This window comes from Streptomyces sp. KMM 9044, assembly GCF_024701375.2.
Lineage (GTDB): Bacteria > Actinomycetota > Actinomycetes > Streptomycetales > Streptomycetaceae > Streptomyces.
On the sequence record NZ_CP113910.1, the window covers coordinates 7,020,001 to 7,032,696 of the forward strand.

14 protein-coding genes are annotated in these 12,696 nt (G+C 72.4%); 8 read left to right on the forward strand and 6 right to left on the reverse strand.

Annotated features, from left to right (window positions below):
* Positions 1-11: 11 nt before the first annotated feature.
* Entirely contained in the window at positions 12-239 is a 228-nt protein-coding gene (locus HUV60_RS31550) for a DUF6480 family protein (protein ID WP_257853758.1), read from the reverse strand.
* Positions 240-287: 48 nt separating this feature from the next.
* The gene (locus HUV60_RS31555) at positions 288-437 is read right to left on the reverse strand and encodes a hypothetical protein (protein ID WP_257853453.1); all 150 of its coding nucleotides are present in this window, start codon (positions 435-437) and stop codon (positions 288-290) included.
* Between the two features lie 208 nt (positions 438-645).
* Here HUV60_RS31555 and HUV60_RS31560 point away from each other — a divergent pair, with 208 nt between their 5' ends.
* Entirely contained in the window at positions 646-1,656 is a 1,011-nt protein-coding gene (locus HUV60_RS31560; protein WP_257853454.1) for a Ppx/GppA phosphatase family protein, read from the forward strand.
* A gap of 738 nt (positions 1,657-2,394) precedes the next feature.
* Positions 2,395-2,973, forward strand: a complete 579-nt coding sequence (locus HUV60_RS31565) for a Dps family protein (RefSeq protein ID WP_257853457.1) — start codon at positions 2,395-2,397, stop codon at positions 2,971-2,973.
* Positions 2,974-3,032: 59 nt separating this feature from the next.
* On the opposite strand, the gene HUV60_RS31570 is transcribed toward HUV60_RS31565, so the two are convergent.
* From HUV60_RS31570 to HUV60_RS31585, 4 genes are all read right to left on the reverse strand, one after another.
* Complete coding sequence (locus HUV60_RS31570) at positions 3,033-3,458, reverse strand: hypothetical protein (protein WP_257853461.1); 426 nt, start codon at positions 3,456-3,458, stop codon at positions 3,033-3,035.
* Between the two features lie 83 nt (positions 3,459-3,541).
* Entirely contained in the window at positions 3,542-4,198 is a 657-nt protein-coding gene (locus tag HUV60_RS31575) for a class F sortase (protein ID WP_257853462.1), read from the reverse strand.
* Positions 4,191-5,027 (reverse strand): DUF4397 domain-containing protein, encoded by an 837-nt coding sequence (locus HUV60_RS31580; protein ID WP_257853463.1) that lies wholly within the window; start codon positions 5,025-5,027, stop codon positions 4,191-4,193. The genes HUV60_RS31575 and HUV60_RS31580 overlap by 8 nt, the downstream gene beginning before the upstream one ends.
* A 105-nt stretch (positions 5,028-5,132) precedes the next feature.
* Positions 5,133-5,741, reverse strand: coding sequence for a sigma-70 family RNA polymerase sigma factor (locus HUV60_RS31585; RefSeq protein ID WP_257853464.1), 609 nt, complete (start codon positions 5,739-5,741; stop codon positions 5,133-5,135).
* Between the two features lie 159 nt (positions 5,742-5,900).
* Between HUV60_RS31585 and HUV60_RS31590 the strand changes: the two genes are divergently transcribed.
* From HUV60_RS31590 to HUV60_RS31615, 6 genes are all read left to right on the forward strand, one after another.
* Positions 5,901-6,899 carry a MerR family transcriptional regulator gene (locus HUV60_RS31590; RefSeq protein WP_257853465.1) on the forward strand — a complete coding sequence of 333 codons (999 nt, stop codon included), beginning with the start codon at positions 5,901-5,903 and terminating at the stop codon, positions 6,897-6,899.
* 213 nt (positions 6,900-7,112) lie between these two features.
* Complete coding sequence (locus HUV60_RS31595) at positions 7,113-8,360, forward strand: NAD(P)/FAD-dependent oxidoreductase (protein ID WP_257853466.1); 1,248 nt, start codon at positions 7,113-7,115, stop codon at positions 8,358-8,360.
* A gap of 103 nt (positions 8,361-8,463) precedes the next feature.
* Positions 8,464-9,174 carry an SDR family NAD(P)-dependent oxidoreductase gene (locus HUV60_RS31600; RefSeq protein WP_257853468.1) on the forward strand — a complete coding sequence of 237 codons (711 nt, stop codon included), beginning with the start codon at positions 8,464-8,466 and terminating at the stop codon, positions 9,172-9,174.
* A complete protein-coding gene (locus HUV60_RS31605) occupies positions 9,171-10,397 on the forward strand; it encodes a lycopene cyclase family protein (RefSeq protein WP_257853470.1) in 1,227 nt (408 codons plus the stop codon). Before HUV60_RS31600 ends, HUV60_RS31605 begins: the two co-directional genes overlap by 4 nt.
* Positions 10,394-11,125 (forward strand): methyltransferase domain-containing protein, encoded by a 732-nt coding sequence (locus HUV60_RS31610; protein WP_257853471.1) that lies wholly within the window; start codon positions 10,394-10,396, stop codon positions 11,123-11,125. The genes HUV60_RS31605 and HUV60_RS31610 overlap by 4 nt, the downstream gene beginning before the upstream one ends.
* Positions 11,126-11,175: 50 nt before the next feature.
* Positions 11,176-12,672 carry an NAD(P)/FAD-dependent oxidoreductase gene (locus HUV60_RS31615; RefSeq protein WP_257853765.1) on the forward strand — a complete coding sequence of 499 codons (1,497 nt, stop codon included), beginning with the start codon at positions 11,176-11,178 and terminating at the stop codon, positions 12,670-12,672.
* Positions 12,673-12,696: the final 24 nt, after the last annotated feature.

Consider the following 12,696-nt stretch of genomic DNA (forward strand, 5'->3'; position numbering starts at 1 on the left):
GCGCCGTGATGTCACACGACCAGGACCACCAGCATGCCGATCAGCCCGATCGCCACCAGCGCCACCACGGCCATGATCAGAACCAGGGGTACCGCTCCCCAGCCCTTGCGCAGTTCGGGCGGCTCCGGATGGGAGATGCCGTAGGTGCCCCCTTCGGCGGGTGGCGTCTCACCGGGTGGCACATTGCCGCCCGGCTCGACCTCCGGGGTTCGCCTCGGGTCGGGATCAGGAGTCGTCATGACGGACACTCCTTTCGGGGCTCGGGTGAGGACGTATGACGTGACGTATCACTGATGGGGCCGAGCGGTGCTGATGCCCTCGGACCCCGGCGTGAGCAGGCCGTCGCCGCACGCGTTCGCCGCGGTGGTGGTGTTCGGACCGCGGCTCTCGGCCACCACAGGTACCACCAGGTCGCGGTCACCGGCATGCTGAGTCACGGAACCGTCCCTCCACGGTGTGGGCAGTGGATTCACCGCCGTCCGGCCCGAGTACCCGTAAGCGGCTGTTTCCCACGCTGTCGGCACCCGGAAACGGTGAGTTCGGCGGCCTGGACGTCGCACGGGGTTCCCGCCATCCGTGGAGACACTGCGGACCGGGCGTACCGCCTGTCGTTTCGCTCAGCCCGGACGGGGTAGGGCACGCCCAATGAGGGTCAGCGTGGTGGACGCGGGGTCGAACACGGTCCGTCTGGTGGTCGCGGACGTGGAGGGCGGCGTTCCGTTGCCGGTGCACACGGCGAAGTGGAAGCTGCGCCTGTCCGAACAGACCGAGGCGGACGGCACCATCGGTGACAGTGCACTGGAGCAGATGTCCGAGGCGGTGGCCGGGGCGGGGCGTACGGCGCGGCGTTGGAAGGCGGCGGAGCCCCTGGCGTTCGGCACCGCCATCGTGCGTAACGCACCCAACCGCGCCGAGGTACTGCGCTTCGTGCGGCAGGAGACCGGCATACCGATGTGCACACTCGCGGGGGAGACCGAAGCCGAACTGACGTTCCTGGCAGCCCGCCGGTGGCTGGGTTGGCGTGCCGGCCCGCTGGTCCTTCTCGACATCGGGGGAGGCTCACTGGAAGTGGCCTTCGGACGAGGCCGTTTACCCGGGTTCACCGCTTCCCTCCCGCTCGGCGCAGGTCGCCTGACCCGTGAGTTCTTCCACGTCGAGGGCGTGCCCACCGACGCCGACCTGAAAGCCCTCCGCCGCAGGATCCGTCATGCGCTGCGGGACGTGGCGGCCCGGATCCGGTGGGAGCGCCCGACAACCGCCGCACTCACCTCCCGTACCTTCCAGCAGCTGGCACGCCTCTGTGGCGCCGCCCCGGGACGCCAAGGCCCGTTCAGTCACCGGAGCATGGACCGCAGGGACCTTCGCGAGGCCATCGGCGTTCTCGCTGCGATCCCGGTGGACGAACGCGCGCAACTGCCGGGCATCACCGCGCCCCGGGCCGCACAGAGTCTGGCCGGAGCGGTGGTCGGCCACACCGCGCTGAAAGTCATGGGCCTGCGCGGGGCCACAGTCTGCCCGTGGGCCATCCGCGAGGGTGTCATGCTGCGCTGCATCGAGGACGGCCCCGACTGGTGGACGGAGATCGCCCAGGACTCCGATGCCTTCGCAGCGCAGAAGGACACCCTTCGCCTTGCCGCCGGTCCACTGGCCGGCTGAGCCGGGAAAGGACGCGCGGAATCCTCGGCGCGGCACCGGTCGGTCCGGCGGCATGTGGTGAACCCGCTTCCGGGCCCGGGCCTCGACGGCGGCGGCAGGTGCCCCACCGCAGGTGACCAGTGCGCGGGCCGTCCCCACGAGCCGGATCTGCCGCCCGGTCTCGCGCGGGCGCCGAATCGGGCGGCCCCGCCGGCAGTGACGCGTGCCCGGTCTGCAGGGGCGGGGCGGGGGGTACCGAGGACAGGGCATCGGATGCCGCCGGTGCGCGCGGCCGGGCGATCGGCCTCTGCCACTTCCCCACGCGTACGAAGACCGTACGGGTACCCCAGTTGGGCGCTGCCGCGCCTGACGTCCGGGCGGAGGCGTCCGGGCGGAGGCGTCCGCTGGAGCGTCTGGGCACGTCCGTCGTCGGACTGTACTGTCCGGGGCCCGCCGTTCCACGTGCTCGTCCGGCCCGTCGGCGGCCGGAGTTTGCCTGGTCGTGCCCTCACGGTCGCGGCGACGCGCCCGCCGTGTTGTCTGCGCGGCTTCGGCGCCGTCCCCTTCCGCACGTGTATCCGGCTCGGTGCCCCCGTGCGCGGGCAGGTGACACAGCGTGTCTTTTCCTCTCCCGTTGCCTGTGCGCGGCCTGCTCCGAACCGGTGAGATGGGACGGGCGGGACGCGGCCGTACGCCGAGATCGTGGTGATCGGTGCTTGTCTGGTCGTCTCAGCATCCAATCGGACAAGGAGCGCCGCCGTGCCGTCACAGAATGCGGACATCTCGTACACCGTGCCCGGGATGAGCACCCAGGACAGCCAGCACATCAGCGAGTTGCTGCAGACGCGTCTGCACGCCCTCAACGACCTCCATCTGACGCTCAAGCACGTTCACTGGAACGTCGTGGGGCCGCACTTCATCGCCGTGCACGAGATGATCGACCCCCAGGTCGACAAGGTCCGTGCCATGAGCGACGATCTCGCCGAGCGGATCTCCACCCTCGGCGGACAGCCCAACGGCACCCCGGGCGCACTGGTGGACCGGCGCACCTGGAACGACTACTCGATCGGCCGGGCGGAAGCGATCGAGCACCTCGGGGCCCTCGATCTGGTGTACACCGCCGTCATCAAGGACCACCGTGAGGTCATGCAGGCCACCGAGACGTCCGATCCGGTCACTCAGGACATGCTCATCGGGCAGTTGCGGGGACTGGAACTCTTCCAGTGGTTCGTCCGCGCGCACCTGGAGTCCAGTGGAGGCAAGCTCAGCACCCGCGGTGCCACCACGGAGACCGGCGCCGCCAGTCAGGCGGCGGACCAGGCACGCAGCCAGCCGTGACGTCCCCGGGGTGGCGCCGGTCGGCCCGGATCACAGGCTCCTGGGGTGCCGGCCGGATGTCAGCCGTTCCTGCCGGGCCGCTTCACCGCACGATGCCGCCTCAGCCACCAGACGGCCGCGGCCACGACGGAAGCACCCAGCACGAGACGAGCCGTCCGGGCGACGGCGTCCTCGGGGGTGCCGGTGCTGTGTCCGCATGTGGGTACCACGCGAAGCGCACGGTCGGCCCCCACAGGCGGTGGTGGGGCGGCCTCCCCCGCCAGGGACAACTCCCGCGCGATCCGTTGCCAGACCTGCTCGGGGTGGGTGGCCGGCAGGTCCGGCTCCTCGACGCTGCGCGCGGCGGCCACGACACGTGCCATCCGGCCCAGTTCCTTCCTGCACCTGATGCATACGGCGATGTGCCGCAGGGCGCTGACGCTGTCGCTCGAGAAGTCGTTCCCCAGTGCCAGTTCCACCAGGTGCGCGGGCTCGACGTGGTCCACCACAACCTCCTGTTCCCTGCGTTCCGCCTTCTGTTTCCCTGCCTGTGCCGGGCGAAAGTCCGCACACGGATACGTGCACCCGCTCATTCCCGGACCGGCTCCGCCGTGACGATTACGTTGGCCAGGTAGCCGCCCCGGTCGGGGACGAACGGAGGCGCGCAGGTGATGAGCGTGAGAACCGGGGGGCCGGTCCGGCGGAAGGCGGAGGACGGAAGGTCGTCCTTGGGCACCGTCGTACGTGCGACGATCCGGTAGACAGCCGGTCCGGCGTCGGCACGGCGCACCTCCACCCGGTCTCCGGGCCGTACGCCGGAGAGTGCCGCGAACTCACCGAGGGCGCCCGAGTCGCTGTCCACGTGTCCGACGAGCACGGCGGAGCCCCGGGAGCTTCCGGGCGCCGGGCCGAAGCGGTACCACCCGGCCACGGCGGGGTCCGAGGGGATCACCAGCGCGCCCTGCCCCGTGACACCGACCGGCCGTACCGGGGCGTCGAGCCCCACGTCGCGGACCAGGACGCGCCGGGGCGGCGGAAGCGGGCGCTCGGAGCGATGAACCGGATCCGGGTCCGTCGCGGTGGGACCGGGGTGCTCGGCCGGCCCGGCGGCCCGGGCCGGCCCCGCAGGACCGAAGTCGGGCGGGGGAGCCGCCCGATCCGACGGGGAGGCCGCCAGGGTGAGGACCCCCGCCAACGCGAAGGCCGTCACCGTGAGACCGCCGAGTCGTCGCCCCTTCTCACCCACGCCGGCCCACTGCCCGGCGTGCCATCAGGAAGCCGCCGGTCAGTGTGACCATGCCGCCCGCGGCGGCCCAGGCCAGCCACTGGTCGGAGGAGTTCGAGGCGACGGCGGCACCGTTGCCGCCCGCGTCGACGCCCTTCGGTGCCGATTCCATGCCGCTGAGCGTCTGGGTCGCCAGTGCCAGGTTCTCGTCCTCGGCGCTGCCCCAGGCGTAGACGATGCTGCTCGTGCCCTCCTCAAGGTTCAGGTCGGCCGGACCGATCGCCACGGTGTCGGTGCCTGCCAGCACGACGTCGGCCGAAACGGTGCCGGAGTCGACCACGGTGGTGTCCTCCTTCGGGTTCTCCAGGTCCTGGAAGAGCGGCTGCCCGCCCGCCCGGACATCCACGGCAGGTGCGGCCGCGACATGACGTACCGTCAGCCGTGTCTGGCCGGCGTCCACCTTCGAGACGTCGTTGACGAACGCCGTCAGCTGGGGCTCGCCTTCGGCGGAGAGATGGGCCGCCACGGTGGCGTTCGCCCCGGCGGGCACCTCGATCTCCTTCTCGACGGCAGGGGTGCCGTCGGGGCCCTGTCCGGCCTCGAAGACCTGGATGTCGTAGGTGCCCGCGTCGAGGGCCTGCGGGTCGGTCACGGTGCCGGGCTCGAAGTCGCCGAGCAGTTCCTCGCCGTTGGCGTAGACGTCGACGGTCAGGTCGGGAACGCCGTGGAAGACCGACACCATGGCCGGGTCTTCGGCGGAGGGGGCCGCCATGGCGGGTGCGGTGACGCCGAGCGCCAGAGCGCAGGCGCCGGCCGAGGCGGCGAGAGCGAGGGGGGTTCGGGAGGTCATGAGGATCGTCCCTTCGTCGAGAGGTTCCGCCGTTTCGCGGTATCTCGTCCGTGTTTCGTGCGCGGGTGCCGTCGTGGATGCGTGGGACGGGGAATTCCTGTGCGGCTACGCGGCGGACTCGTCGGAGAGGCCCTGCTCCATCGCCTCGCGCAGCCGGTGCAGGCCACGTCGGGTGTGGCTCTTCACAGTGCCCAGGGGCATTCCGGTGCGTTCGGAGATCTGGACCTGGGTCAGGTCTTCGTAGAACGCCATGCACAGCACCTCGCGCTGGTGGTACGGCAGGCGGGACAGGGCGTCGACCAGGAGCACCCGGTCCAGGACCTCGTCCGGGGCACTCACCTCCTGGCGGTGCGAACCGGCGTCGTGCGCCACCGAATCGATCACTGTGAGACGTTTCGTCCTGGCTGCCAGGGCGTCGACGATCTTCCGGCGTGTGATGCCGACCAGCCAGGCGCCGAGCGGTCCACGCTCCGGGCGGAAGCCGGTCCGTCCGCGCCAGGCGCCGAGAAACACCTGCTGGGTGACGTCCTCGGCCTCGTGGGTGTCGCCGAGCGACCGGGTGGCCATGGTGTGGACGAGTGAGCCCCAGCGCAGGTAGACGGCCGCGAACGCGCTCGCGTCGGCGGCCCGCAGACCACGGGCCAGTTCGTCCTCGTGCGGGATCCTCTGCACGGCCGGGGGGCGGTCATCGGTGGATCGTGTGTTCGTGCTCATGGCACGTTCCTCCTGCCGTGGGAGCAGTGCGGGACGCAGGGCCGCCCGCGGAGCGGACCCGGTGGGCGTGTGCCCTGACCACCGGGCGCCTACCGCCCAGTCTCGTAAGCCGAAACGACGTACACAACATGCGTCGGTTGTGCATCGTAAAGTGGTCGTATGGGCGTGAACGGGAACGATGTCGATCAGACAGAGGTGCGGCGCGAGGGCGGGCTGACCACGGGCGAGGTGGCGCGGCGTCTCGGGGTGGCACCCACCACGGTCCGGTCGTGGGACCGCCGCTACGGCCTCGGCCCCACCGCACACACCGGCGGCCGGCACCGCCGCTGGACAGCAGAGGATCTGGCACGGCTGGAGCGGATGTGTGCGCTGACGGCGACCGGGGTGCCGCCCGCCGAGGCCGCCCGCCTGGCGCTCGGCGAGGCAGGTCCGGACGCGGCCCCGCGCAAGGAGGAGGCCCTTCCCGTACCGCAGCCGGCGACCCGCCTCGGCAGGAGGGCCGGCACCGGTCTGCGACTGGGAGACGTGCGTCAGGAGTGCAGGGGGGTCGCCCGCGCGGCCCTGCGTCTCGACGCCGCCGCTCTCGACGAGCTGCTGAGGGCCGTGATCGAGGAGCACGGCCTGGTCACGGCATGGACGGAGGTGATCATGCCCACGCTGCAGGCGGCCGGCCGCAAGTGGGAGATCTCCGGGGAGAGATATGTCGAGGTCGAGCACTTCCTGTCCTGGCACGTCTCGGGTGCTCTCCGGCGCCACGCGCCGCCCCGGGCCGCCGCCCGGTCCGGTGCCACCACGGTGCTTGCCTGTGTGCCCGGGGAGAACCACACACTGCCCCTGGAGGTACTGGCGGCCGCACTGGCCGAACGCGGCCTTCCCGTGCGCATGTTCGGCGGCGCGCTGCCCGTCGAGTCACTCGTGACCGCAGTACGCAGGACCGGACCGGCCGCGGTGGGGCTGTGGGCGCAGTCCCGGACCACGGCGAGCCGACCGCTGGCCCAGCATGTCGCGGCGATCGAGTGGGGTGTGCGCGGAGCCCGCCGGAGGCCGCTGGTCCTGACACTCGGGCCCGGCTGGGCCGGGCAGACCGTGTCGGGATCGCCGCATCCGCCGGGGCTGGCGGAGGCCGTCGCGGCGGTGGAGTCGGTCGTGCTCAGGTGATGTGGATCAGCCTGTCGGGTAGGTGATCGCGGTGGCGCCTGGTCTCATCGGACGGAATGTGCTCGGGTGGACTTCGTGAGCGTCCGGGGCCCGTGGACGACGCACCGCGAACGACGCGTTCCGTGCCGCAGGTCGCGCCGCAGGGCGAATCCCCACCCCGGTCGTACAGAGGTTCGCGTCCGGGAAATCGAAGGACGTCGAAGGAAGAAGAACATGACCACTCAACACGGTCGGAGCCCTGACACGGTCGTCGTCGGAGCGGGTCTCGCCGGCCTGGCCTGTGCTCTGGACCTGTGCCGCGCCGGGCGGCGTGTGGCGCTGCTGGAGGCGTCCGACGGTGTGGGTGGCCGGATGCGCACGGACCGGTGCGAGGGTTTCCTGCTGGACCGGGGATTCCAGGTGTTCAACACCTCGTATCCGCAGGTAAGACGACGCCTGGACCTGCGGAGTCTGTGGCTGAGGCCGTTCACCCCGGGCATCGTCGCGCACACTTCGACGGGGCCCGTGCACCTCGCGGACCCGACCCGGCGGCCGAAGGCGGCAGGGTCGCTGCTGCCCGGGAGGGTCCTGCCGGCCCGCGACCTGGCGGCACTGGCCACGCTCACCGTGCGGGACGCACTCCTGCCCGCCCGCTCCCTCAAACACCGTCCGGACCGCTCCACCGCCGCCGCCCTGACCCGCGCCGGGCTGTCGGCCGCGACGGTTGCCGAGATCATGTGCCCGTTCCTGTCCGGCGTCTTCCTGGAGGACCGGATGGAGACCTCGGCGCGCTTCTTCCACCTGGTCTGGCGGAGCATGGTCAGGGGAACGCTCTGTCTGCCCGCCGACGGCATCGGCGCCGTACCGGACCAGCTGGCTGCCGGCCTCCCCGAGGGCGTGCTCCGGCTGGAGACGCCCGTCGCCGGGGTCACCGCCTCGGGCGTGCTTCTGGCGGACGGCGGTGAACTGCCTGCCACGACCGTCGTGGTGGCGACGGAGGCCGCCGCCGCGGCCCGACTGCTGCCGGGCCTGGCCGTGCCGGACGGCCGTACGGTCACCACGTACTACCACGTCGCAGCGCGCACCCCTCTGGCCGAGCCGACCCTGATCGTGGACGCCACCGGCGGGGTGCTGAACACCTGTGTGCTGACCGAGGTCACTCCCACCTACGCGCCGTCCGGCACCGTGCTGGTCTCCAGCTCCGTACTGGGCGGGGACCGGCCCGGGGCGGGTGAGGCCGTGCTCCGGCGCCTGGCCGAGCTGTACGGCACGGACACGAGCGGCTGGCGCCAGATCGCCGTGTACACCGTCGAGGGGGCGTTGCCCGTGATGGAGCCGCCCTGGCCGCTGAGCCGCCCCACGCGGTTCGCCCCGGGCCGGTACGTCTGCGGAGACCACCGGGCGACCGGTTCGGTGCAAGGCGCGCTGGCCTCGGGCACGCGGGCCGCCCGGGAGGTGCTCCGCGACCCGGCGCGCGGCTGACGGCCGGCGGTGCCGTTTCCGCCGCATCCACCGGCGGCCGGTTCGCGGAACACACGGTGGAGAAGCAGAGCTGGTGACCTGCCCCTGCGATCGGGAGCGAGACGTGAACCTCAACGGCGCGCGCGTGCTGGTGGCCGGCGCCACCGGCGTCCTCGGCCAAGCCCTCACCGCGGAACTGGCCGGCAGGGGAGCGCGCCCGGTCCTCGCCGGCCGTGACCCGGCCCGCCTGGCCCGTGCCGCCCAGGCGTACCCGGACGCTCCGACCTTCCTGTTCGACGCCTACGACCCCGCGTCCTGCGCCCGCGTCGTTCATGGCGCAGCGGCCGAACCGGGCGGGCTGGACGCCGTCGTGACGGCCTTCGGGTCGGTGGCCTTCGGCCGGGCGGAGGAGATCGGCGACGAAATCGCGGAGTACCTGATGGCGGTCAACGTCCTCGCCCCCGCCGCCTTCTTCCGTGCCGCGCTCGCCGTCATGAAACCCGGGTCTGCGATCGCCGCCGTCACCGGCGTGGTCGCGGAGCGCCCGCAGGCGGGTATGGCCGACTACAGCGCCTCCAAAGCCGCGCTGAGCGCCTGGCTCGGCGCGGCGCGCCGCGAGGCACGCACCGCCGGCATCCGGGTCCTGGACATCCGGCCCGGCCATCTGGACACCGGCTTCGCGGACCGGTCCGTAGCGGGCACGGCCCCGCCGATGCCCGAAGGGGGCGACCCCCGCCAGGTCGTCGCCGCCGTCGCCGACGCGCTGGAAGCGGACGCCGAACTGCTGCGCACGGCTGCGGACGGGGCACTCCTCGTCGAACGGCGTGCCAGGTGAGCCGATCTTTTGACGCACCCGGTGAGACGTCCGACGTGGTCATCGTCGGCGGTGGTGCGTCCGGGCTCAGCCTCGCGCACCGACTGGCGGCGACCGGTACCCCCACCACCGTCACCCTGGTGGAGGCACCGGACGGTCCGCGCCGGCCCCCCGAGCGGACCTGGTGCTACTGGGATCAGGGCACAGACGACTACGACGAAGCCGTCAGCGCCTCCTGGCCCCGGCTGCGCGTCCACGGCGCCGACGGCGACCCGATCACCCTGAACCCGGCTCCGCTGCGCTACCGCATGCTCCGGTCCACGGAGTTCGAACGGCTGGTGCACTTCCTGCTGGCCCGTTCCCCCGGCGCGCACGTCCTGCGCGCGACGGCAGACACGGTACGCGACACGGCCCACGGAGCGGAGGTCCGCTGCACGACCCCCGACGGCCGTACGCTGACACTGCGCGCCCGCCACGTGTTCGACTCCCGCCCGCGGCGCACCCTGCCACCGGCCCGGACACAGCTGATGCAGCACTTCCGTGGCTGGTTCGTGCGTACGGACGCGGACCGGTTCGATCCCGCGGTGGCCGACCTGATGGACTTCCGGGTGCCACAGCCGCGCCACGGCCTGGCCTTCGGCTACGTACTGCCACTGGCACCGGACCGGGCGCTCGTCGAGTACACCGAGTTCTCCCGCACCCCGCTGACCACCGAGGTCTACGAAGCGGCGCTGGCCCACTACAGCCGCGACATCCTGAAGCTCGGCGCGCTCACAGTGGAGTCGGCGGAACAGGGTGTCATTCCCATGACGGACGCGCGCTTCGCCCGCCGGACCGGGCCCGCCGTCTTCCGGATCGGGACGGCGGGCGGCGCGACCCGCCCGGCCACCGGCTACACCTTCGCCGCCGTGCAGCGGCAGAGCCGGGCCATCGCCGCCGCCCTGCGCGACGGACGGGCGATCGCACCCCCACCGCACGGACGGCGGGCACTCGCCATGGACGCGGTGTTGCTGCGGGCCCTGGACACGGGCCGGATCGACGGCCCCGGCTTCTTCACCGGCCTCTTCCGCCGCATCCCGCCGGAACGTCTGCTGCGGTTCCTGGACGGGGCCACCTCACCCTGGGAGGAGTGGGGCATCGGCCTGCGCTCCCCCGTCGGCCCCATGCTGCGGACCGCCGTCGAACTCCCCTTCCTGCCCCGCCGATCCCACCCCGACCCACGAATCGGAGACAGGCCCCGATGACACTGCTGCGCGACCACGACCTGGCCCGCGCCTTCGACCACGCCTCGCACACCTACGACCGCCTCACGGCCCTCAACCCCGGCTACCGCACCGACCTCCTGCGTTCAGCGCGACGGCTCCGGCTGCCCCGGGCCGGCACCGGTCTGCACGTCCTCGACCTCGGTTGCGGCACCGGTGCCTCCACCCGGGCCCTGCTGCGGGCCGCGCCCCGTGCCCGGATCACGGCCGTCGACGCCTCGTCGGGCATGCTGCGGCGCGCACGGGCCAAACCGTGGCCGGGCCGAGTGCGTTTCCAGCACCTGACGGCCGAGGAGATGGCCGGGAAAGGGGAGGAACCGTACGACGCGGTCTTCGCCGCCTACCTGTTTCGCAACGTCACCGACCCGGACGGTGTCCTGACGTCCGTCCGCTCCCTGCTGCGACCGGGCGGCCGGCTCGTCGTCCACGAGTACAGCCTCAGCGGCTCGGCCGCCCACCGGGCTCTGTGGACGACCGTGTGTCAGGGGATGATCATTCCCGCAGGAACGCTCAGTGGCAACGGCACTCTCTACCGGCACCTGTGGCGAAGCGTCATCGACTTCGACACCGTCCCCGCCTTCACCGCGCGTCTGACGGCCGCCGGGTTCACCGACGTGCGCGCCGCCCCCGTCGCGGGATGGCAGACCGGCCTCGTGCACACCTTCCTGGCCCGCAACGGTCGGGCCGCGGCAGCGGAGTACGCCCGGTGACGGCCCCCCGCCGCACGGCTCGACGAGGGCGCGACCGCAAGGCCGAGATCATGATGCCCGCGCCGGGCCGGGCCCGGTTCGCCCCCGGCGACGCTCCGTCCGTGGCCGTGGCCGGGGGAGGTATCGCCGGTCTCGCCGCGGCCACGCTGCTTGCCGAACGGGGCGCCCACGTGACCCTCTACGAACGGGAGGAGTCGCTCGGCGGCCGTCTCGCGGGCTGGCGCACCCGCCTCGACGACGGGTCCGAGGCGACCATGAGCCGCGGCTTCCACGCCTTCTTCCGCCAGTACTACAACCTGCGTGGCCTCCTGCGGCGGACCGATCCAGGTCTCGACCGTCTCCGGCCGCTGCCCGACTACCCGCTGCGGCACAGCGGTGGGCTGACCGACAGCTTCGCCCGCGTCCCGCGCACACCACCGTTCAGCGCCCTCGGGTTCGTCGCCCTCAGCCCCACCTTCGGCTGGCGCGATCTCGGAGCCATGGACGCACGGGCCGCGCTGCCCCTGTTCGACGTCCGCGTGCCCGAGGTCTACGAACGCTTCGACTCGATCAGCGCGACCCGTTTCCTGGAACGCGTCCGCTTCCCCGAAGCCGCGCACCATCTCGCGTTCGAGGTGTTCTCGCGCAGCTTCTTCGCCGACCCGCGCGAACTGTCCGCCGCGGAACTGCTGCTGATGTTCCACATCTACTTCCTCGGCTCCGCCGAGGGCCTGCTCTTCGACGTGCCGAGCGAACCCTTTCCCCAGGCACTGTGGGAGCCGCTCGGCGACTACCTCCAGCGCCTCGGAGCCGACATCCGCACCGGTGCACCCGTGCGCGGCGTCCACCCCCGCGACGGCGGGGGTGTCCAGGTGCGGACCGACACCGGTACCGACCTGCACGAGGCGGCCGTTCTCGCCCTCGACCCCGGAGCGCTGAAGGAGGTCGTCGCGGTGTCACCCGGCCTGGGCACCCCCACCTGGCGCGACGACGTCGCCGCACTCGCCACCGCCCCGCCCTTCCTCGTCTCCCGGCTCTGGCTGGACCGGCCGGTCCGCACCGACCGCCCCGGGTTCCTCGGCACCAGCGGGTACGACGGCCTCGACAACATCAGCGTCCTGGAACGCTACGAGGGCGAGGCCGCCCGCTGGACCGCCCGGACCGGCGGCTCGGTGGTGGAACTGCACGCCTACGCCGTCGCCGACGCGAAACCGGACACGGTGCAAAACCGCCTCCTCGACAGCCTGCGCCAGGTCTACCCGGAAACACGGAGCGCGCGGATCCTGAACGCCCGGCACGAATGGCGTTCCGACTGCCCGCTCTTCCCGCTCGGCTCCCACGCCCGGCGGCCCACCGTGGTGACACCCCACCCCCGGGTGACCCTGGCCGGTGACGCGATCGGCTGCGACCTTCCGGTGGCCCTGATGGAACGCGCCGCCACCACCGGCTTCCTGGCGGCCGGCGCCCTTCTCGCCGACTGGGGCGTCCGGGGCCAGGTGCTGTGGACGGTTCCCCGCAGGGGCCGTTCCCCCGCGCTGCGGGCGATCGGCGCGCTCGCCGGGAACTGAGCCCGCAGCCACGGGCTCCGTCCC

What these genes read in the sequence shown, in the direction of transcription:
- HUV60_RS31610 (WP_257853471.1), top strand. Translation starts at nt 10,394, where the DNA reads ATGACACTGCTGCGCGACCACGACCTGGCCCGCGCCTTCGACCACGCC.
- HUV60_RS31560 (WP_257853454.1), top strand. Translation starts at nt 646, where the DNA reads ATGAGGGTCAGCGTGGTGGACGCGGGGTCGAACACGGTCCGTCTGGTG.
- HUV60_RS31550 (WP_257853758.1), bottom strand. Translation starts at nt 239, where the DNA reads ATGACGACTCCTGATCCCGACCCGAGGCGAACCCCGGAGGTCGAGCCG.
- HUV60_RS31585 (WP_257853464.1), bottom strand. Translation starts at nt 5,741, where the DNA reads ATGAGCACGAACACACGATCCACCGATGACCGCCCCCCGGCCGTGCAG.
- HUV60_RS31615 (WP_257853765.1), top strand. Translation starts at nt 11,176, where the DNA reads ATGATGCCCGCGCCGGGCCGGGCCCGGTTCGCCCCCGGCGACGCTCCG.
- HUV60_RS31590 (WP_257853465.1), top strand. Translation starts at nt 5,901, where the DNA reads ATGGGCGTGAACGGGAACGATGTCGATCAGACAGAGGTGCGGCGCGAG.
- HUV60_RS31595 (WP_257853466.1), top strand. Translation starts at nt 7,113, where the DNA reads ATGACCACTCAACACGGTCGGAGCCCTGACACGGTCGTCGTCGGAGCG.
- HUV60_RS31580 (WP_257853463.1), bottom strand. Translation starts at nt 5,027, where the DNA reads ATGACCTCCCGAACCCCCCTCGCTCTCGCCGCCTCGGCCGGCGCCTGC.